At 71.5% G+C, this 19,057-nt stretch carries 21 protein-coding genes; 3 read left to right on the plus strand and 18 right to left on the minus strand.

The genetic code is table 11. From position 1 onward, the window contains the following. Positions 1 to 64 precede the first annotated feature (64 nt). Positions 65 to 1,504: a UDP-N-acetylglucosamine 1-carboxyvinyltransferase gene (murA, locus tag ONA70_RS16910; protein WP_265007400.1), complete on the minus strand. Its 1,440-nt coding sequence runs from the start codon at positions 1,502 to 1,504 to the stop codon at positions 65 to 67. On the opposite strand from murA, the gene ONA70_RS16915 reads away from it, so the two are divergent. Together ONA70_RS16915 and ONA70_RS16920 are read left to right on the plus strand one after the other, a co-directional pair. Beyond that, the gene (locus ONA70_RS16915) at positions 1,503 to 2,075 is read left to right on the plus strand and encodes a cob(I)yrinic acid a,c-diamide adenosyltransferase (protein ID WP_265007401.1); all 573 of its coding nucleotides are present in this window, start codon (positions 1,503 to 1,505) and stop codon (positions 2,073 to 2,075) included. The genes murA and ONA70_RS16915 overlap by 2 nt on opposite strands. Beyond that, positions 2,051 to 2,470, plus strand: coding sequence for a VOC family protein (locus tag ONA70_RS16920; protein WP_265007402.1), 420 nt, complete (start codon positions 2,051 to 2,053; stop codon positions 2,468 to 2,470). The genes ONA70_RS16915 and ONA70_RS16920 overlap by 25 nt, the downstream gene beginning before the upstream one ends. A 7-nt stretch (positions 2,471 to 2,477) precedes the next feature. Here ONA70_RS16920 and ONA70_RS16925 read toward each other — a convergent pair whose 3' ends face one another. The 3 genes from ONA70_RS16925 to ONA70_RS16935 all read right to left on the minus strand — a co-directional run bounded on the left by ONA70_RS16925 (position 2,478) and on the right by ONA70_RS16935 (position 5,152). After that, positions 2,478 to 3,209 carry a DedA family protein gene (locus ONA70_RS16925; RefSeq protein ID WP_265007403.1) on the minus strand — a complete coding sequence of 244 codons (732 nt, stop codon included), beginning with the start codon at positions 3,207 to 3,209 and terminating at the stop codon, positions 2,478 to 2,480. An 81-nt stretch (positions 3,210 to 3,290) separates the two neighbouring features. Continuing rightward, positions 3,291 to 3,980: a response regulator gene (locus tag ONA70_RS16930; RefSeq protein WP_265007404.1), complete on the minus strand. Its 690-nt coding sequence runs from the start codon at positions 3,978 to 3,980 to the stop codon at positions 3,291 to 3,293. Next, positions 3,977 to 5,152, minus strand: coding sequence for a sensor histidine kinase (locus ONA70_RS16935; protein ID WP_265007405.1), 1,176 nt, complete (start codon positions 5,150 to 5,152; stop codon positions 3,977 to 3,979). Before ONA70_RS16935 ends, ONA70_RS16930 begins: the two co-directional genes overlap by 4 nt. A 131-nt stretch (positions 5,153 to 5,283) precedes the next feature. Between ONA70_RS16935 and ONA70_RS16940 the strand changes: the two genes are divergently transcribed. Further along, on the plus strand, positions 5,284 to 5,889 hold the full coding sequence (locus tag ONA70_RS16940) for a class I SAM-dependent methyltransferase (RefSeq protein WP_265007406.1): 606 nt from the start codon (positions 5,284 to 5,286) through the stop codon (positions 5,887 to 5,889). Positions 5,890 to 5,908: 19 nt separating this feature from the next. On the opposite strand, the gene ONA70_RS16945 is transcribed toward ONA70_RS16940, so the two are convergent. The 14 genes from ONA70_RS16945 to ONA70_RS17010 form a co-directional block, all read right to left on the minus strand. Next, entirely contained in the window at positions 5,909 to 6,364 is a 456-nt protein-coding gene (locus tag ONA70_RS16945; RefSeq protein WP_265007407.1) for a DUF2550 domain-containing protein, read from the minus strand. Between the two features lie 12 nt (positions 6,365 to 6,376). Further along, complete coding sequence (locus tag ONA70_RS16950; protein ID WP_265007408.1) at positions 6,377 to 6,655, minus strand: F0F1 ATP synthase subunit epsilon; 279 nt, start codon at positions 6,653 to 6,655, stop codon at positions 6,377 to 6,379. Between the two features lie 136 nt (positions 6,656 to 6,791). Then, the gene (locus ONA70_RS16955; protein WP_265007409.1) at positions 6,792 to 7,934 is read right to left on the minus strand and encodes an LCP family protein; all 1,143 of its coding nucleotides are present in this window, start codon (positions 7,932 to 7,934) and stop codon (positions 6,792 to 6,794) included. A gap of 217 nt (positions 7,935 to 8,151) precedes the next feature. Then, complete coding sequence (gene atpD, locus ONA70_RS16960; protein ID WP_265007410.1) at positions 8,152 to 9,588, minus strand: F0F1 ATP synthase subunit beta; 1,437 nt, start codon at positions 9,586 to 9,588, stop codon at positions 8,152 to 8,154. Beyond that, positions 9,588 to 10,517 carry a F0F1 ATP synthase subunit gamma gene (locus tag ONA70_RS16965; protein ID WP_265007411.1) on the minus strand — a complete coding sequence of 310 codons (930 nt, stop codon included), beginning with the start codon at positions 10,515 to 10,517 and terminating at the stop codon, positions 9,588 to 9,590. The genes atpD and ONA70_RS16965 overlap by 1 nt, the downstream gene beginning before the upstream one ends. 2 nt (positions 10,518 to 10,519) lie before the next feature. Further along, a complete protein-coding gene (gene atpA / locus ONA70_RS16970) occupies positions 10,520 to 12,172 on the minus strand; it encodes a F0F1 ATP synthase subunit alpha (RefSeq protein WP_265007412.1) in 1,653 nt (550 codons plus the stop codon). Between the two features lie 86 nt (positions 12,173 to 12,258). Then, positions 12,259 to 13,080 (minus strand): F0F1 ATP synthase subunit delta, encoded by an 822-nt coding sequence (locus ONA70_RS16975; RefSeq protein ID WP_265007413.1) that lies wholly within the window; start codon positions 13,078 to 13,080, stop codon positions 12,259 to 12,261. Continuing rightward, entirely contained in the window at positions 13,080 to 13,610 is a 531-nt protein-coding gene (locus ONA70_RS16980; RefSeq protein ID WP_265007414.1) for a F0F1 ATP synthase subunit B, read from the minus strand. Before ONA70_RS16980 ends, ONA70_RS16975 begins: the two co-directional genes overlap by 1 nt. 26 nt (positions 13,611 to 13,636) lie before the next feature. Continuing rightward, complete coding sequence (locus tag ONA70_RS16985) at positions 13,637 to 13,864, minus strand: ATP synthase F0 subunit C (protein WP_091197508.1); 228 nt, start codon at positions 13,862 to 13,864, stop codon at positions 13,637 to 13,639. Positions 13,865 to 13,931: 67 nt separating this feature from the next. Beyond that, the gene (gene atpB, locus ONA70_RS16990; protein ID WP_265007415.1) at positions 13,932 to 14,729 is read right to left on the minus strand and encodes a F0F1 ATP synthase subunit A; all 798 of its coding nucleotides are present in this window, start codon (positions 14,727 to 14,729) and stop codon (positions 13,932 to 13,934) included. Between the two features lie 11 nt (positions 14,730 to 14,740). Next, positions 14,741 to 14,977: an AtpZ/AtpI family protein gene (locus ONA70_RS16995; protein WP_265007416.1), complete on the minus strand. Its 237-nt coding sequence runs from the start codon at positions 14,975 to 14,977 to the stop codon at positions 14,741 to 14,743. Positions 14,978 to 15,152: 175 nt separating this feature from the next. Beyond that, positions 15,153 to 15,578, minus strand: coding sequence for a hypothetical protein (locus ONA70_RS17000; protein WP_265007417.1), 426 nt, complete (start codon positions 15,576 to 15,578; stop codon positions 15,153 to 15,155). Further along, positions 15,571 to 16,860: a serine hydroxymethyltransferase gene (locus ONA70_RS17005; RefSeq protein WP_265007418.1), complete on the minus strand. Its 1,290-nt coding sequence runs from the start codon at positions 16,858 to 16,860 to the stop codon at positions 15,571 to 15,573. Before ONA70_RS17005 ends, ONA70_RS17000 begins: the two co-directional genes overlap by 8 nt. Positions 16,861 to 16,927: 67 nt before the next feature. Then, positions 16,928 to 19,042, minus strand: coding sequence for a transglycosylase domain-containing protein (locus tag ONA70_RS17010; RefSeq protein ID WP_265007419.1), 2,115 nt, complete (start codon positions 19,040 to 19,042; stop codon positions 16,928 to 16,930). Between the last annotated feature and the right edge of the window lie 15 nt (positions 19,043 to 19,057).

The following is a 19,057-nucleotide window of genomic DNA, read 5'->3' on the forward strand; positions in this document are numbered from 1 at the left end:
GTCATGACCGAACGCACCGAGCGCAGCGAGGGCGAGCCTGAACGACAGCTGAGCCGTCGCCCGGTCAGATCTCCAGCGCGGGCTCCTCCGGCACCGTGCCACGCTCGACCTCCACACCGAGCGCCCGGAGGTCGGCGACGAAGTCCGGGTAGCCGCGGTCGACGTGGTGCACGTGGGAGACCTCGGTGACCCCGTCCGCGCAGAGCCCGGCGATGATCAGGCCGGCGCCGGCCCGGATGTCGGTGGCCCGGACCGGGGCGCCGGAGAGGCGGTCGCGGCCGCAGACCAGGGCATGGTGACCGTCGGTCTTGATGTCCGCGCCGAGCCGCATCATCTCGTTGGCGAACATGAACCGGCCGTCGAAGATGTTCTCGGTGATCAGGGACGCCCCGTCGCTCACCGCCGCCAGGCCGATCGCCATCGGCAGCAGGTCGGTGGCGAAGCCCGGGAATGGGAGGGTCACCACGTCCACGGCGGTGGGACGGTCGTCCATCCGTACCCGGAAGGCGCCGCGCCGGGTCTCCACCAGGCCGCCGGCCGAGATCAGCTTGTCCAGCGCGACCTCCAGGTACGCCGGTTCGATGCCGGTCACGGTGACGTCCCCGCGGGTCATCGCGGCGGCGAACGCCCAGGTCCCGGCGACGATCCGGTCCCCCACCGTGGCGTGCCGGACCGGGTGCAGCTCGGGCACCCCGACGATGCGCAGGGTGGAGGTGCCCTCCCCCTCGATCCGGGCCCCCATCCGGATCAGCATCGAGCAGATGTCGACGATCTCCGGCTCCCGGGCGGCGTTGTCGATCGTCGTCGCGCCCCGGGCCAGCACCGCCGCCATGACCAGGTTCTCGGTCGCCCCGACGCTCGGGAAGTCCAGCACGATGTCCGCGCCGTGCAGCCCGTCCGGGGCCTCGGCGATGACGAAGCCGTGCTCGCCGGAGATCTCCGCGCCCATCCGGGACAGCCCGGCGATGTGCATGTCCAGGCCGCGCGAGCCGATGGCGTCCCCGCCGGGATGGGCCACCCGCACGTACCCACGGCGGGCCAGCAGCGGACCGAGCACGCAGATCGACGCGCGCAGCCGGCGGACCAGGTCGTAGTCGGCCTCCGCGCCGGGCTGCTCGGGCACGTCGATGACGACCGACCGGGAACGTTCCACGCCGCCGCAGGCCACCATCGGGTCGACCGGGTCGTCGGCGGTGAACCGTACGCCGCAGCCGAGCCGGCGGAGCACCTCCCCCATGATCGCGATGTCGGTGATCCGGGGGACGTTGGTTATCACGCTGCGGCCCGGGGCGAGCAGCGCGGCGGCCATCAGTTTGAGGGCCGAGTTCTTCGCCCCGACCACGTGCACCGTGCCGGAAAGCCGGGCCCCACCGGGCACCCGGATGACGTCGACGTCGTTGACGGCTGGGTCACCGGCGTCTCCCGGGCCGACCCCGGCCGGCCAGCCGGTCTGGCCCGGCCGCGACGGGATGGTCAGGTCCGGTATCCGTAGGCTGTGCGTCATGGCCGTCCACCTCACGCGCATCTACACCAAGGCCGGCGACGCCGGCATGACCAGGCTGAGCAACAACGAGCAGGTGCCGAAGACCGATCCGCGGATCGCCGCGTACGCGGACGTCGACGAGTGCAACGCCGCGATCGGCGTCGCGCTCGCCCTGGGGCAGCTCTCCGACGAGCTGCGGTCGGTGCTGGCGTCGATCCAGAACGACATGTTCGACGTGGGCGCGGACCTGTCGACCCCGGTGGAACCGGACCCGAAGTACCCCCCGCTGCGGGTCACCGAGGCGTACGTCGAGCGCCTCGAGGGCTGGTGCGACGAGTACAACGCGCGCCTGAGCAAGCTCGACTCCTTCATCCTCCCCGGCGGCACCGCTGGTGCGGCGCTGCTACACGTGGCACGGACGATCGCCCGGCGCGCCGAGCGTGCGGCGTGGGCCCTGGTCGCGCACGACCCGGACCGGACCAGCCACCTCCCGGCAAAGTATCTCAACCGGCTCTCCGATCTGCTCTTTATCCTGTCAAGAACGGCAAATCCGGACGGAGATGTGCTATGGGTGCCGGGCGGGAAGCGCTGACCGCCGGCGCGCTGCACCACGTCGAGGTCTGGGTTCCCGACCTCGCCGCCGCCACGCATGGCTGGGGCTGGCTCCTCGGTGAGCTGGGCTGGACGCCGTTCCAGGACTGGCCGGCCGGCCGGTCCTGGCGGCTCGGCGCCACCTACCTGGTGCTGGAGGAGTCCCGGGCGCTCAGCGGCCGGGTGCACGACCGGCTCGCCCCGGGCCTCAACCACCTGGCCTTCCACGCCGGCCCGCCGGCCGCGGTGGACCGGCTGGTCGCGGCCGCGCCGGCGTACGGCTGGGAGTTGCTCTTCCCGGACCGCCACCCGCACGCCGGCGGCCCGCAGACGTACGCCGGGTATCTCACCGACGGGCAGGGATACGAGGTGGAACTGGTCGCCGGGGTCGCCTGACGGGGGGTCAGGACCGGTCCAGCGCGCCGCGGCGGGCCGGGGCGGTCCGGCCGGCGCCGGGCCGGCGGGAGCCACCCCGCCGGCGGGTGGGCCGCCGCGCCCGGGCGGGGCCCCGGCAGGCCCGCACCGCCGGCCGCGCGCGGCGGCGTACCCGGAGCCGGCGGGTGACGAGCACGGCCGTGACCGCCGCCGCGAGCAGCACCCCGGCGGCGGCCGGCAGGCCGGTCGGCACCGCGCCGACCGCCCAGCCGAGCAGCACCGTGCCGGGCACCCAGACGACCACCGCCAGGCCGTCGAAGAGCACGAACCGCCGGTACGGCAGCCCGGCCGCCCCGGCCACCCGGGGCACCAGCGTGCGGGCGAAGGCGGTCCACCGGCCGAGCAGCACCGCCGTCCCGCCACGGGTCGCGACCAGCGCCTCGGCCTGCCGCCACCGCCGCTCCCCGATCCACCGGCCGAGCCGGCCGCCCCGCCACCGGGGGCCCAGCAGCCGCCCCTCCAGGTAGCCGACCTGGTCGCCGGCGAACGCCGCGAGCGTGGTGACGGCCAGCGCGACGCCCAGGTCGAGCCGGCCCGCCCGGGCCAGCAGCCCGACCGTCAGCATCGTGGTGGCCGCCGGCAGCAGCACGCCGACCAGCAGCCCCACCTCGGCGGCGAGCACCGCCGCCGCCACCAGCAGCAGCACTCCGGCCGGCGGCAGGCCGCCGAGCCGGTCCAACAGGGAGTCCAGGAACGTCACGCTCACCAGCGTCCCGCGCGGACGGCGCGCCGCCGTCCTCCCGGCGGCCGACCCGGGTCCTCCGGGTGGCCGGCCCTGCCCCTAGGGATCCCCCGCACCCGGCACCGGGTTGAAGTCGTCGTCGACCAGGCCGAGCCGGTGCGCCAGCACCGCCGCCTGCACCCGGTTGCGCAGGTCCAGCTTCTCCATCGCGGCGGAGACGTGCGTCTTCACGGTGGTCACCCCGAGGTGCAGCCGCGCGCCGATCTCCGCGTTCGACAGCCCGGCGCCGACCAGGGCCAGCACCTCCCGCTCCCGGGTGCTGAGCGACCGCAGGGCGGTCGGCCGGTCCGGTTCGCGGTCCCGCTGGTGTGCGGCGAGCGCTCGACGCAGGACCCGAGCCAGCACCGAGGGCGCCAGTGGCGCCTCCCCCCGGGCAGCCCGCCGCACCGCCTCGACCAGTTCCTCCGGCGCGCCGTCCTTCACCAGGTAGCCCAGCGCGCCCGCGCCGAGCGCACCGTACACATTGGCGTCGTCGGCGAACGTGGTCAACACCAGCACCCGGGCCGAGGGTTGCCGCTCCAGGATCCGCCGGGTCGCCTCGATGCCGTCCATCCGGGGCATCCGCAGGTCCATCAGGATCACGTCCGGCCGCAACCGTTCGGCGAGCCGCACCGCCTCCTGGCCGTCCCCCGCCTCACCCACCACCTCGAAGCCGCCGGCGGTCCGCAGCAGCAGGCCGACCCCGGCCCGGACGAGGGTCTGGTCGTCCACCACGAGCACCCTGATCATGCGTTCTCCCTGATCGGTAGCCGGGCCCGCACCCGCCAGCCGCCGCCCGCCGTGGCCGCCGCGCTGAGCGTGCCGCCGAGCAGGCCGACCCGCTCCCGCATCCCGCTCAGCCCGTACCCGGACGCGGGCAGCGCGGGACGCGGGCGTACCGGCCCGCTGTCCAGGACCTCCAGCAGCAGCGCGCCATCGACGATCTCGACGTCCACCGAGGCGATGGCGCCGGGCCCGGCGTGCTTGAGCGTGTTGGTCAGCGCCTCCTGCACCAACCGGGCGGCCGTGGTCGCCACGACCAGCGGCACCCGGGCCAGGGCCGCCGGCACGGTGACCTGGACCGCCACCCCCGCCTCCCGGACCCGCCGGGCGGTCTCCCGGATGACCTGTTCCGGTTCCACCTGCGGGTCGGCCGACTCGACCGCTTCGGGGTCGCGCAGCACCTCCAGCAGGTCCCGCAACTCGTCCAGCACCTGCCCGGCGGTGTCCCGCAGCTCGCCGAGGGCCGCCACCGCCTCGTCGGGCCGGCCGGTGTGCTGCACGGCGTACCGGGCGGCGCCGGCCCGCAGGGCGATCGCGGCGATGTGGTGGGCCAGGATGTCGTGCAGGTCGCGGGCGATCGCCGCCCGCTCGGCGAGCCGGGCCGCCCGGGTCTGTGCCGCACGCCGCTCCTCCGCCTCCCGCGCGCGCTCCTCGGCCGCCGCCGCGGCCTGCCGCACGCTGCCGACGTAGCGGCCGAACGCCACCGGCGCGGCGCAGACCCCCGCCAGCATCACCAGGCGGATCACCCCCGACCCGCCGGTGAGGACCGCGGCGTTCCCGCGCTGCAGGACGTTGGCCAGCGTCGCCGCCAGGAACAGGACGTACGCCCCCGCCGTGCCCGGCCAGCCGGACCGGTACGCGACGTAGGCCAGCGCCACCGCGCCGGCGAGCTGCGGGGTGTCCGACCCGCCCAGCGTCACCTGGTCGGCCACCACCAGCAGCGCCATCTCACCGACCAGCACCGGCCAGGGCCATCGGCGTACGCCGATCAGGGCGAGCCCGGCGAGGACCGCGAACGCCCCCGCCCAGTTCTCACGGGATACGCCCGGCCGGGCGATCCAGGTGCTGGCCAGCCCCAGGGCGGCCACCACCAGCCCGAGCAGCAGCTCCGGCCATCGACCGTGTCGCCCACCCGTCACCTGGCCAACCATACGGACGGCGACCGCCCCGACCGCCCCTCCCATCGGCCGCCACCCCTCCTCCAGGTGGCCGGTACTGCGGCCGCCGGCAGGACGTGGAGGCACCCGGCCCGCACCTAGCGTGAGCCAGCGTGATCAGGGATGCGCCCGCCTTTCTCGGCCAGTTCGCCCGGCACCCGCTCAGCACCGGCGCGGTGCTGCCCAGCGGGTCGACGCTCGCCCGCGACATCACCGCGGCGGTGCCCCGGGCCGGGGAGCCCTTGGTGGTCGAGCTCGGCCCCGGCACCGGAGCGTTCACCCGGGCGATCCAGCAGCGGCTGGCCGGTCGCGGGCACCATCTGGCGGTCGAGCTCAACCCGGCCTTCGCCGTCACGCTGGCCCGCCGGCACCCGGCCGTCGAGGTGGTACGCGCCGACGCCGCCGCGCTGGGCGCACTGCTGGCGGAGCGGCGCCTGGGGCCAGCCGACGTGGTGGTCAGCGGGCTGCCGTGGGCCGCCTTCGCCGCCGCCCGGCAGCGGGCGATCCTGCACGCGGTGGTCGGGGCGCTCGGGTCGGGCGGGACCTTCACCACCTTCGCGTACCGGCACGCGCTGCCGGCCCGCCCGGCGCGGCGCTTCCACCGGCTGCTGCGCGAGCTCTTCGACGAGGTGACCGTGGGCCGGACGGTCTGGCGCAACCTGCCGCCCGCCCTGGTCTACCACTGCCGGCGTCCGCTCGGTCCGCCCACCACCGGGTGACCCAGCCGGCTTGATCCACTCAGGCGGCAGGCCAGTCCTGGGAGGCCAGACGCGGCGAGACCGCCCCGGGTGGGGCGGCCTCGAGCCAGGAGAGGAATCCGGTGACCGTGGATCGCGCCATCGCGATCTCGACCGGAGCGTGGTGACTGGTACAGCGGAGGATCACCCAGTCGGTCGGCATGGAGAGCCGTTCCTGCCCCTCGGGCAGCCGGCGGCGCTCCACGGCGAGCCCTTTACGGGAGAGCACCCGCTTGGGCCGCAGGGCGAAGCTGAACATGCGGTACCAGCGGAGTTCGTCGCCGACGAAACGGCCGAAGCCGGGAGACCAGCCTCGGCCGTCAAGGATCGTGGAGACCCGGACACTGAGCCGGATGATGCCTCCGGTGCGGGTGAACAGGGCCCGCCGGAAGAAGAGGATCAGGAGCGCGGCGAGGACGACCGCGACGCCGATTCCGATCCCTTCCACGATCTCCATCGGCGGGTCGGCTCAGCGCGCCGGGGTGGCGGGGGTGGCGCTCTCGGCGAGGACCGTGACGCCCTCACCGGTCACCGACAGGAACCCGCCGGCGATGTCGTACGCGAGCTGCTGGCCGCCGGCCTGCTTGATGCGTACCTGGCTCGGCTCCGCGAGCTGGCCGAGCAGGGGCGCGTGCCCCGGCAGCACACCCAGCTCACCCTCGGTCGTCCGGGCGACGACCATCTCGGCCTCGCCGGACCAGACCTTCTCCTCGACGGCTACGAGCTCGACGTGAAGCTGCTGTGCCACGCTGTCTCCTTGCTGCGGCGGCGGATTGCCGAAAGTCTAGTCGCGGCCCTCGGTGCACCCCAACGCGGGTGGCGAGACCTGCGCCACGGTCACACCAGCGGGCCCCCGTGCGTGCCGGGGCCCGCTGGCGGTCAGACTAGCGGTTCTTCTGCTTCAAGTCGGGGTGCTCCAGCATGAAGGCGTCGATCTGCTCGTTGTTGAGCGCCGCGAAGAAGTCCTCCGCCACCGACTGGAACTTCTCCCCCTTGTAGGCCCCGTCGATGGTGACCGGCCCGCCCGGCAGCTTGATCGTCTCGATTGAGTCGGACCGGATGCCCTTCAGGGCCAGCGCGAAGTCGACCACGCTGTGCCCACGGCCGTTGAAGATCAGCGAGTGCCCGGCCGCGCGCAGCACCTTGTCGAGCTTGATCGGGTTGGTCACCACGTCGGCGCTGAACGCCTGGTTCACCATCGCCTTGACGAACTGCTGCTGGTGCCGCTGGCGGCCGTAGTCGGCGTCCGGCACGCCGTTCTTCGGGTAGCGCTGCCGGACGTAGTCCAGGGCCTGCCAGCCGTTGAGGTGGGCGTTGCCCTTCTTGTACTCGGCCTGCGGGCCGAGGTAGCCGCCACCGCCCGGCCTGAGCTGGCGCATGGTGCCGTCGGGCTTGCGGTGCTCCGACTTCACGTCCCGCTCGATGTACATGTCGACGCCGCCCATCGCGTCGACGATGTTCTTGAAACCGGTGAAGTTGATGATCGCGCCCGCGTCGAAGCGCGGGATGCCGGTGACCTGCTGGACGGTCTTGGCCAGCAGTTCGAAGCCGCGCGCGGCGTCCGGGTTCTGCCCGGGCACCCGGCTGCCGTACGACATGGCGGCGTTGAGCTTGTCGGTGCCGCCCGAGTAGTTGGCCTTGGGGAACTCGGGGATGTCCACCCGCAGGTCGCGCGGAAGCGAGAAGAGATAGCCCCGGTCCATCCCCGCCGGCACGTGCAGGATCATGATCGAGTCGGCCAGCGGCGGGGTCTCCGGCTTGCGGGGGTCGATGCCGACCAGCAGGATGTTGAGGGGGCCCTTGATGTCGCTCTTCTTCTCGTTGGCGCCGGCCGCCTGGTCACCGAAGAGGTCGGCCTTGCCGACCGCGCCCTCGTAGCGGCTCACCAGGGCCTGGTAGCCGACCAGCACGCTGCCGCTGAGCACCATCAGGGCCACCCCGAAGATGGTGCACACCTTGGCCCACCGGGGTACACCCCGCCAGATGGACGGCTTGCGGCGGTCCGTACCGGCCTTACCCACGAGCATCTCCAATCGTCACGCCCACGACTGGTAGACGGGCGCAAGGTTCCGTTTGGTTGCGGGAGGACGACGTCTCGGAGGTGAACGTCGCGTCACGAAACGGTACCGCGCGGTCGACGGAACCGCTTGCCGGGAAAACGAACATCTGGTAACGGGAGGTTCCGAACAGGCAGAGGCCGCCCCGACTTTCGTCGGGACGGCCTCCGTGGCTGTGACGAGAGCCTCAGCTCTCCATCAGCTCCTTCGCCTTCTTCTCGAGGTCCTCGAGCCCACCGCACATGAAGAACGCCTGCTCGGGGAAGTGGTCGTACTCGCCCTCGCTGATCTTCTTGAACGCCTCGATGGTCTCCTTGATCGGGACCGTCGAGCCCGGCACGCCGGTGAACTGCTCGGCGGCGTAGGTGTTCTGCGACAGGAAGCGCTCGATCCGGCGGGCCCGGCCCACGGTGATCTTGTCTTCCTCGGAGAGCTCCTCGATACCGAGGATGGCGATGATGTCCTGCAGGTCCTTGTAGCGCTGCAGGATCCGCTTCACCTCGGTGGCGACCTGGAAGTGCTCCTGGCCGACGAACTCCGCGGCGAGGATCCGGGACGAGGACGCCAGCGGGTCCACGGCCGGGTAGATGCCCTTGTCGGAGATCGACCGCTCCAGGTTGGTGGTCGCGTCCAGGTGGGCGAACGTGGTAGCCGGCGCCGGGTCGGTGTAGTCGTCGGCGGGCACGTAGATCGCCTGCATCGAGGTGATCGCCTGGCCCCGGACGGAGGTGATCCGCTCCTGGAGTTCGCCCATCTCGTCGGCCAGCGTCGGCTGGTAACCCACCGCGCTCGGCATCCGGCCGAGCAGGGTGGAGACCTCGGAACCGGCCTGGGTGAAGCGGAAGATGTTGTCGATGAAGAGCAGCACCTCCTGCTTCTTCACGTCGCGGAAGTACTCCGCCATGGTGAGCGCGGAGAGGGCGACCCGCAGCCGGGTGCCCGGCGGCTCGTCCATCTGGCCGTAGACCAGCGCGGTCTTGTCGATGACGCCGGACTCGGTCATCTCGGCGATGAGGTCGTTGCCCTCACGGGTGCGCTCACCGACGCCGGCGAAGACCGACGTGCCACCGAAGTTCCGGGCCACGCGGGTGATCATCTCCTGGATGAGCACCGTCTTGCCCACGCCCGCGCCGCCGAACAGGCCGATCTTGCCGCCCTTGACGTACGGGGCGAGCAGGTCGATGACCTTGATGCCGGTCTCCAGCATCTCGGTCTTCGGCTCCAGGTCCGCGAAGGCCGGGGCCTTGCGGTGGATCTGCCAGTGGTCGTCCGGGTTGAGCGTCTCGCCCTCGGTGAGGTTGAGGCACTCGCCGATCGCGTTGAACACGTGGCCCTTGACCGCGTCGCCAACCGGCACGCTGATCGGCGAGCCGGTGTCCTGGACCTCGGTGCCGCGGACCAGGCCGTCGGTCGGCTGCATCGAGATGGCGCGGACCACGTTGTCACCCAGGTGCTGGGCCACCTCGAGGGTCAGCGTCTTCTGGCCGCCGGACAGCGTCACGTCCACGTGCAGGGCGTTGAACAGTTCCGGCATGGCGTCGCGCGGGAACTCGGCGTCGACGACCGGGCCGATGACCCGGACCACGCGACCGGTGGCCGTCTTGGTCTCTACTGGGGCAGTCATCACACTTCACTTCCCGACGCGGCCAGCGCGTTCGCGCCGCCGACGATCTCGCTGATCTCCTGAGTGATATTGGCCTGGCGGGCCGAGTTCATCTCACGCGTGTACTTCTCGATCATCTCTTCGGCGTTGTCGGTGGCGCTCTTCATCGCCCGCCGCCGGGCCGCCGACTCGCTGGCCGCCGACTCCAGCAACGCCGCGTAGATCCGCGTGTTGATGTACTTCGGCAGCAGCGCGTCGAGCAGCGCCTCCGCCTCCGGCTCGAACTCGTACGCCGGCAGCAGGCCCTCGGACCGCGGGCGGTCCTCGACCTGCATCGGGCCGATGATCTTCGCGACCGGAGTCTGGGTCATCAGGGACTTGAACTCGGTGTAGACGATGTGCAGCTCGTCGATGCCGACGATCCCGTCCGCCCCGGCCTGGCCGTTCACGTCGTCCGCGCCGGCCGTGAACGCCTTGATCAGCGTCTCGCCCACCTCGCGGGCGTCGGCGAAGCCCGGCTGCTCGGAGAAGCCCGTCCAGCTCGCCGCGATGTCCCGGTTGCGGAACCGGTAGAACGTCACGCCCTTGCGGCCGATGACGTAGAGCACCGGCTCCTTGCCGTCCGCCTTGAGCCGGGCGATCAACGACTCCGCCGTCTTGATCGCGTTCGTGCTGTAACCGCCGGCCAGACCCCGGTCTGCGGTGACCAGCAGGACGCCGGCCCGCCGCACCTGCTCGCGCGGGGTGAGCAGCGGGTGATCGATCCGGGAGTTGGACGCCAGCGCCGTGAGCACGTCGGTGATCGCCTGGGCGTACGGCAGCGACGCCGCCACCCGGGCCTGGGCCTTGGCGATGCGGCTCGTCGCGACGAGCTCCATGGCCTTGGTGATCTTCTTCATCGACTTCGCCGAGCGGATCCGTTGACGAAGAACGCGTACCTGGGCGGCCATGATCAGCTCTCAGCCGGGCGGTCGGTCGTGCCCTCGCGGAAGCGGGTCACCGTCTCGCGGGCCTCCTCGCCCTCCAGCGCCTTGGCCGGGGCCTCGTTGATCCGCGGCTCCTCCTCCTTACCGAGGAAGAGCTTCTTGAAATCGGTGATCGCCGAGTCGAGGGAGCCGATGATCTCGTCGTCCCACTTGTTGTCCGCGATCGCGACCAGGACGCCCTCGTGCTTGTGCCGGAGGTACTGCAGGAACTCCGACTCGAAGCGCTTGATCTCGCCGACCGGGATGTCGTCCAGCTTGCCCTCGGTGCCGGCCCAGACCGAGACGACCTGCTCCTGCACCGGGTACGGCGAGTAGTTCGACTGCTTGAGCAGCTCGACCAGGCGGGAGCCCCGCTCCAGCTGGGCCCGAGAGGCCTTGTCCAGGTCGGAGGCGAAGGCGGCGAACGCCTCCAGCTCGCGGAACTGGGCCAGGTTGAGCCGGAGCGAACCGGCGACCTTCTTCATCGGCTTCACCTGCGCGGCGCCACCGACCCGGGAGACCGAGGTGCCGACGTTGATGGCCGGCCGGACGCCCTGGTTGAACAGGTCGGTCTCCAGGAAGATCTGGCCGTCGGTGATGGAGATGACGTTGGTCGGGATGAACGCCGAGATGTCGTTCGCCTTGGTCTCGATGATCGGCAGACCGGTCATCGAGCCGCCGCCCAGCTCGTCGGAGAGCTTGGCGCAGCGCTCCAGCAGCCGGGAGTGCAGGTAGAAGACGTCACCCGGGTAGGCCTCGCGGCCCGGCGGGCGGCGCAGCAGCAGCGACACGGCCCGGTACGCCTCGGCCTGCTTGCTCAGGTCGTCGAAGACGATCAGGACGTGCTTGCCGCCGTACATCCAGTGCTGGCCGATGGACGAGCCGGTGTACGGGGCGAGGTACTTGAAGCCGGCCGGGTCGGAGGCCGGGGAGGCGACGATGGTGGTGTACTCCATCGCGCCCGCCTCCTCCAGCGTCCCCTTGATGGAGGCGATGGTGGAGGCCTTCTGGCCGATCGCGACGTAGATGCAGCGGACCTGCTTCGTCGGGTCGCCGGAGCGCCAGTTCTCCCGCTGGTTGAGGATGGTGTCCAGGGCGACCGTGGTCTTGCCGGTCTTCCGGTCACCGATGATCAGCTGGCGCTGGCCCCGGCCGATCGGGGTCATCGCGTCGACGGCCTTCAGACCGGTCTGCATCGGCTCGGAGACCGACTGCCGGGCCATCACGTTCGGGGCCTGCAGCTCCAGCTCGCGGTAGCCCTCGTTGGCGATGTCGCCGAGGCCGTCGATCGGCTGGCCGAGCGCGTTGACCACGCGGCCCAGGAAGGCGTCGCCGACCGGCACGGAGAGCACTCGCTCGGTCCGCTTGACGCGCTGCCCCTCCTCGATCCCGCCGTAGTCACCGAGAACGACGACACCGATCTCCCGGACGTCGAGGTTCAGCGCCACGCCGAGCGTGCCGTCCTCGAACTCCAGGAGCTCGTTGGTCATGGTCGAGGGCAGACCCTCGACGTGGGCGATCCCGTCGCCGGCGTCGGCGACGGTGCCGACCTCCTCACGGGAGACGTCGGCCGTGTAGGAGGAGACGTAGCGCTCCAGCGCGCCGCGGATCTCCTCCGTCGAGATGGTCAGCTCGGCCATCCTCTGCTTCCTTAAGTATCAGGGGCCCGGGGATACCTAGTACCGACCGGTCCGATGGCGTCGAATCAGGGCTGCTAAGACGCTGGTCAGCGCTTCGCGAGCGCGTTGCGGGTCTCGTTGAGGCGGCGCAGGACGGTGCCGTCGTACAGGTCGGAGCCGACCCGCACGCTCACCCCACCGAGCACCTCGGGGTTCACCGTCTGCTTGACGGAAACCTCTCGACCGTACATCTCGGAGAGGCGGACACCGAGGCGTCGCTCCTCCTCGTCACTCAGCGGGGCCGCCACGGTCACGTACGCGACCTGGCGGTCCCGCCGATCGGCGGCCAGCTCGACCAGCCGGGTGAGCGCCCCGATGAAGGAGCGTCCCCCGAAGCCGGCCAGCGCGGCCTCCACGAGGCGGACGGTGACCGGCCGGGCCTTGCCGGAGAGCAGCTGGTCGGCCAGGGTGGCCCGCCGCTCGGCCGGGGCCATCGGGTCGGAGAGCGCGTTGGACAGCTCGGCGGAGCCGGCGACGACCTGCCCGAAGCGGAACAGCTCGTCCTCGACCTCGCCCAGCTCGCCGGCCTTGTCGGCGCTGGCGAGGAGTGCCTCGACGCCCAGCCGCTCGGCACCGTCGAGCAGTTGCGACGGGGCCGACCAGCGACCGGCGACCAGCGCGACGAGCAGGTCGAGCGCGTCCGCGCCGACCTTGCCGCTCAGGATGCCGGTGAGCAGGCCGGTGCGGTCCTCACCCGAGCGCGCCGGGTCCGACAGCGCCCGGCGCAGCCGCGGCTCGCGCCGCAGCAGGGCGGCCACGGAGAGGATGTCGTCGGCGGTGGAGGCCACCGCCGACGGCTCCGCGCCGCGGGCGTACGCGTCGAGCCGCTCGGCCGCGACCTTGTACGACTCCCGGCTGGCGGCCTGCATCAGCGGGCCCCCGTGCTCTCGAGACCGCTCAGGAACCGGTCCACGGTGCCCTTGCGACGCGCCTCGTCGACGAGCGACTCACCGACGATCTTGCTGGCCAGGTCCACCGCGATGGTGCCGACCTCGGTGCGCAGCTCGCGCACGATGGTAGCCCGCTCGGCGGCGAGCTGCTCCTTGCCGGCCGCGATGATCCGGTCGGACTCCTCCCGCGCCTTGGCGAGGATGTCCTGGCGGATGCCCTCGGCATCGGCGCGGGCGTCGTCGCGGATCTTGGCGGCGTCGGTACGCGCCTCCGCGAGCTGGGCCCGGTACTGCTCCAGGAGCTGGTTGGCCTCGGCCTGGGCGGCCTCGGCGCGCTTGATGCCGCCCTCGATCGCGTCGACCCGGGCCTGGAACGTCTGCTCCATGCGGGGGAAGACGAACTTCATCAGCACGAAGCAGAGCACGATGAAGGCGATGCCACCGACCACAATCTCCTGCCAGATCGGCAGGATGGGGTTGTGTTCAGCACCCTCGGCGAGGAAGTACATGGAAGACCTCCCGATCAGAGGGGGGATTACTTAGCCCAGACGAAGCCGAACGCGACGCCGAGCAGGGCCAGCGCCTCGATGACAGCGAAGCCGATCCAGACGTACGGCAGGGTCATCCGGGACGACTCCGGCTGGCGGGCGGTCGACTGGATGTAGGCCGAGAAGACCAGGCCCACGCCGATGCCCGGGCCGATGGCGGCCAGGCCGTAGCCGATGGCGGCGGTGCTGCCCGATACCGCGGCGAGAACGTCCATTGGTGTGTTCCTCCTGGTTATCACGCGTGACTGTCACGCGGGACGACAACGGTTGGTGCGAAGTGGATCAGTGCTCTTCGGCGAGCGCGCCCTGCACGTAGCTGGCGGTCAGCACCGTGAAGACGTAGGCCTGCAGACAGATCACCAGGAACTCGAGGAAGGTCAGCGCGACGGTCATCAGCCAGGAGAGCACCGAGACCGGAGCCAGCAGCCCGGTGGCGTTGAGCATCGCGAAGCCGCCGAGCGTGAAGACCAGCAGGAGCATGTGACCGGCGAACATGTTGGCGAACAGACGGACGGCCAGCGAGAACGGCCGGACCAGGAACGTCGAGAACGCCTCGATCGGGATCAGCAGCGGCAGGATGTACCACGGCGCGGGCGGGACCAGCGCGGCCTTGAAGTACTTGACGAAGCCGTGCTGCCGGATGCCGACGTAGTTGAACAGCACGTAGCTGATCAGGGCGAGGAACGCCGGGAAGGCGATGTGCGAGTTCGGCGAGATCTGGAAGAACGGCACGATCGCGAAGAAGTTCGTCAGCAGGACGAAGCAGAAGAGCGTGGTGAAGTACGGCGCGAACCGTACGCCCTGGTGCCCGATCATGTCGACGGCGATGTTGTTCCGCACGAAGCCGTAGATCGACTCGGCGAACCACTGCTTCTTGGTCGGCACCAGCTGCGGGTTGCGGTAGCTGACCAGGAAGAACAGGATCAAGATCCCGACCGCCAGCCAGACCATGAAGGTGATCTTGGTGAACCAGTACGAGTTGTGCGCACCCCAGGGCAGGATGCTGGGCAGGTAGAAGTCCTCCACGCTGGGAGGAAAGTTTGCCGCGCCCTGTGCAAGGACGTTCGCCTGTCCGAACACCGCGTCCCTTCCTATTGAGGCGTGCCGAGCTTACGGACGACCAGGACGATTCCCCCGGCCATGCCGAGCACGATCCCGATCCCGGTGGCGATGCCATCGGTTTCGAGCCAACGATCGACCAGCCAGCCGATGAACCCCCAGACGAGCATGCCCGCGATCAGGTAGCTGAGCGCGGTCCAGCCCTGACCGGCACCGGACGGAGGGTCGCCCGGGCCGCCAGCGCTGGGGGGTTTCTGGTCACCGGCCATGACGGGGCGAACGATATCAGTCGAGGAGACGAGGCTGTGCCTCACCCCCCGCACAACCTGGTTGTGTGGGACACGGGCGGGCGAAGTCGTCTGGAGGCACGCTACTCCTCCCGTGCCCCTGAGAGAATGACCGATCGCGGACACACCGACACGCCGCCCGAACTATGGGACGGGCTCAGTGGTGGACCCGGCGGGCGTGCACCGTCACCAGCCACCAGATGTGCACCCCGGTCCAGACCAGCACCCCCGCCGCGATGCCGAGGCAGAACGGGATCAGTCCCGGCCAGCCGGTCGCTCCCACCAGCACCATCACCCCGCCGAGCAGGGTCATCTTGGCGAGATAGAGGCCGAGGCCGAAGGGGAGCACGAGCTGCGGGTCCCGGGCGTCGGCCCAGGCCAGCACGACGGTGGTGAGCGTGTAGCTGAACGCGGTGACGGCCACCCCGGCCGCCGCGCCGAGCGCGCCGTCCGCCCCCCGGGTCATCCCGCCGAGCACCGCCGCCGCGGCGGCCAGCACCACCGACGCGACGAGCAGCACCGGCAGGTGCCGCAGCCGCCAGCCGCGGTCCGCCTCCGCCGCGCGCGTCCCGGGCTCAGCCACGGGGGTACGCCGGGAAGGCGGTGACCAACTCGGTCACGTCGGCGGCGATCCGGGTCAGCTCGTCGGCGCCCCCGGACGAACCGGGGTCGGTCCGGACCGCCCGGGCGATCAGCGCGGCGATCCGACGCATCTCCCCCTCGCGCATGCCCTGGGTGGTGACGCTCGGGGTGCCCACCCGGATGCCGGAGGCCACCATCGGCTTCTGCGGGTCGTACGGGATCGCGTTCTTGTTCAGGGTGATGGTCGCGGCGTCGCAGCGCGCCTCGGCGTCCGCGCCGGTCACCCCCACCTCGCGCAGATCGATCAGGGCCAGGTGGGTGTCGGTGCCGCCGGAGACCGGGCGCATCCCCTCGGCGGCCAGCCCGTCGGCGAGCGCCTGGGCGTTGCTGACCACCTGGGAGGCGTACGCCCGGAACTCGGGCTGGGCGGCCTCGCGCAGGGCGACCGCCTTGGCCGCCACGGCGTGCATCAACGGGCCGCCCTGGGTGAACGGGAAGACCGCCTTGTCGATCCGGGAGGCCAGCGACTCCCGGCAGAGGATCATGCCGCCGCGCGGACCGCGCAGCACCTTGTGGGTGGTGAAGCAGACGACGTCGGCGTACGGCACCGGAGAGGGGATGGCCCGCCCGGCGACCAGCCCGATGAAGTGGGCGGCGTCCACCATCAGGTACGCATCCACCTCGTCGGCGATCTCCCGGAACCGGGCGAAGTCGATCAGCCGGGGGTACGCCGTCGCGCCGCAGATGATCATCTTGGGCCGGTGCGCCCGGGCCAGCTCGCGGACCTCGTCGTAGTCGATCAGCTCGGTGTCCCGCCGGACCGTGTAGCCGACGGTGTGGAACCACTTGCCGGAGAAGTTCACCCGGCTGCCGTGGGTCAGGTGACCGCCGTGCGGCAGGTCCATCGCCAGCACGGTGTCACCCGGCTGCACCAGGGCGGCGTACGCGGCCAGGTTCGCGCTGGCCCCGGAGTGCGGCTGGAGGTTGGCGTGCTCGGCCCCGAACAGCTCCTTGGCCCGGGCGATGCCGATCTCCTCGGCCCGGTCCACCTCGGCGCAGCCGCCGTAGTAGCGCCGGCCCGGATAGCCCTCGGCGTACTTGTTGGTCAGCGTGGACCCGAGGGCCGCGAGCACCGCCGGCGAGGTGAGGTTCTCGCTGGCGATCAGTTGCAACCCGCCGCGCAGCCGCTCCAGCTCCCCCAGCACCACCCCGGCGATCTCCGGATCGACGGTGCTGAGCTGCTGGAAGTCCGGTCCCCAGAAGGTGTCCCTCGCGTTGTCCACAGCGAAGGAGTCTACGGAGCCGCGGACGGGAAGCCGTGCGACGCCTCCTCACCCGCCCCCAGCCGGGTCAGTTGCCGGTGCGGGGGGTGGTGCGTTGGAAGGCGATGGTCTGGCTGGGTGGGACGAAGTTGCGGACGGGTTGGTCGCGGAGGGCGTAGGCCAGCAGGTTGCCCACGGCGGCGATCTGCCGGGTCTGCACGCCGCCGCCGACGGCGTCCTGGGGGTTGTCCGGGTTGGCGGCGATGGTGGCGACCGCGAGCTGCGGGGTGAAGGCCACCACCGTCTCCGTCGCGTTCCGATCGGAGCTGCCGGTCTTGCCGGCCAACGGCCGGCGCAGCCCGGGTGCCAGCTCCTCGGCGGTGCCGCCGTCACAGCGGCGGTACATCGACTGGTCGCCGACCGGGCAGCGGGCCGCGTCCGCCGCCGCCCGGGCCACGTCGGTGTCGAGCACCTGCCGGCAGTCGGTGTTCCCGGCGGCCACCTTCCGCCCGGCGGGGTCGCTGATCGAGGTGACCGGGGTGGGCCGGCACCAGACCCCCTCGGCCGCCACCGTCGCGTACGCGTTGGCCAGGTCCAGCGGGGTGGTGTCGGCGACGCCCAGGGTGAACGGGCCCCAGTTCTTGGCGCCCTCGCGGGCCAGTGCGGCGTCCGACGGCGAGCGCAGCACGATGCCCAGCCGCTGGGCCATCTCGACCACCCGGTCGGCGCCCACCTGCTCCGTGAGCCACGCGAAGTACGTGTTCACCGAGCGGCCGAAGGCGCTCCACATGGTCTGACGGCCTTCCATCCAGGACTTGCTGGCGTTCGCCGGGCACCAGTAGCCGCCGCAGTTCGCCGGGCCGCCATCGGTCGGGTAGTGGGTGACGTAGACGTCTGGCGCGTCGAATTCGGTGTTCAGCGGCAGGCCGGATTCCAGCGCGGCGAGCAGGGTGAAGAGCTTGAAGGTCGAGCCGGCCTGGTAGCCGACGATCCCGCCGCCCCCGGCCACCAGCTGGTTGACGGTGTTCGGGTAGTTGTCTTGTTTGTTCGGGTTGGCGGCCACGCTGTAGTTCCGGTTCACCGCCATGGCCAGCACCCGGCCGGTGCCGGGTTGCACCACCGCGGTCGGCGCGGCCCGCTGGTTGTTCGTCGCGTAGATCCGCAGCACCTGCTCGATGGCCGTGCGCTGCACGTCCGGGTCGAGCGAGGAGACGATCTTCCAGCCGCCCCGGCGGAGCGTCCGCTGCCGCTCGTCCGCGGACTTGCCGAAGGCCGGCTGGGCGTTCCACCACTGGGTGAACCAGTCGCAGAAGAAGCCCCAGTCGTTGTGCTCCGCCGGGACTGCGGTGCAGTCGTTCGGCGTGGCGCTGGGCTTCAGGTTCAGCTGCTCGGCCTTGGCCCGCGCGGCGTCCGCGGCGGCGAGCTGCCCGGTCTCCACCATCCGGTCCAGCACGTACGCCCGGCGGCCCAGGGCCGCGTCGGCGTCGCCGTTGATCGGGTCGTCGGCGTCGGGTGAGCGGACCAGCCCGGCGAGCAGCGCCGCCTGGGCCAGGGTCAGCTTTTCCGGCCTGGTGGAGAAGTAGCGCTTGCTGGCCGCGGCGATGCCGTACGCCCCGGCGCCGAAGTACGCGATGTTCAGGTAGCGGCCGAGGATCTCGTCCTTGCTCAGTTCCCGCTCCAGGGCCAGCGCGTACCGCATCTCGCGGAGCTTGCGGCCGACGGTGATCTCGGTGGCCTTCGCCCGCTGCTCCTCGGTCAGCCGGGGGTCACCGGCCAGCGCGTTGCGCACGTACTGCATGGTCAGCGTGGACGCGCCCTGCCGGGTGCCGCCCTCACGCCGGTTGACGGTGAAGGCCCGCACCACGCCCCGCACGTCGACGCCGTGGTGCTGGTAGAACCGGACGTCCTCGGCGGCCACGATGGCCTGCCGCATCACCGGCGCCACCTCGGCGACCGGCACGTCGACCCGATCCTCGACGTAGAAGGACGTGATCAGGGTGCGGCCGTCGTTGGCGTAGAGGTTGGACCGTTGCGCCGGCTGCGGCGTACGCAGCGAGTCGGGCAGCGCCGTGTAGGGCATCAGGTTCTTGAAGCCGAGCCCGAACACCAGTGCGGCCGGCAGCGCGGCCGCCGCCAGGACGAGTCCGGCGAGCACGCCGGCGAGCAGGACGGTGAACAGCTTGTCGAGATGGGCCCGGTTCATCAGCTCTCCCCGCAG

The organism is Micromonospora yasonensis, assembly GCF_026013475.1.
GTDB classification, from domain to species: Bacteria; Actinomycetota; Actinomycetes; order Mycobacteriales; family Micromonosporaceae; genus Micromonospora; species Micromonospora yasonensis.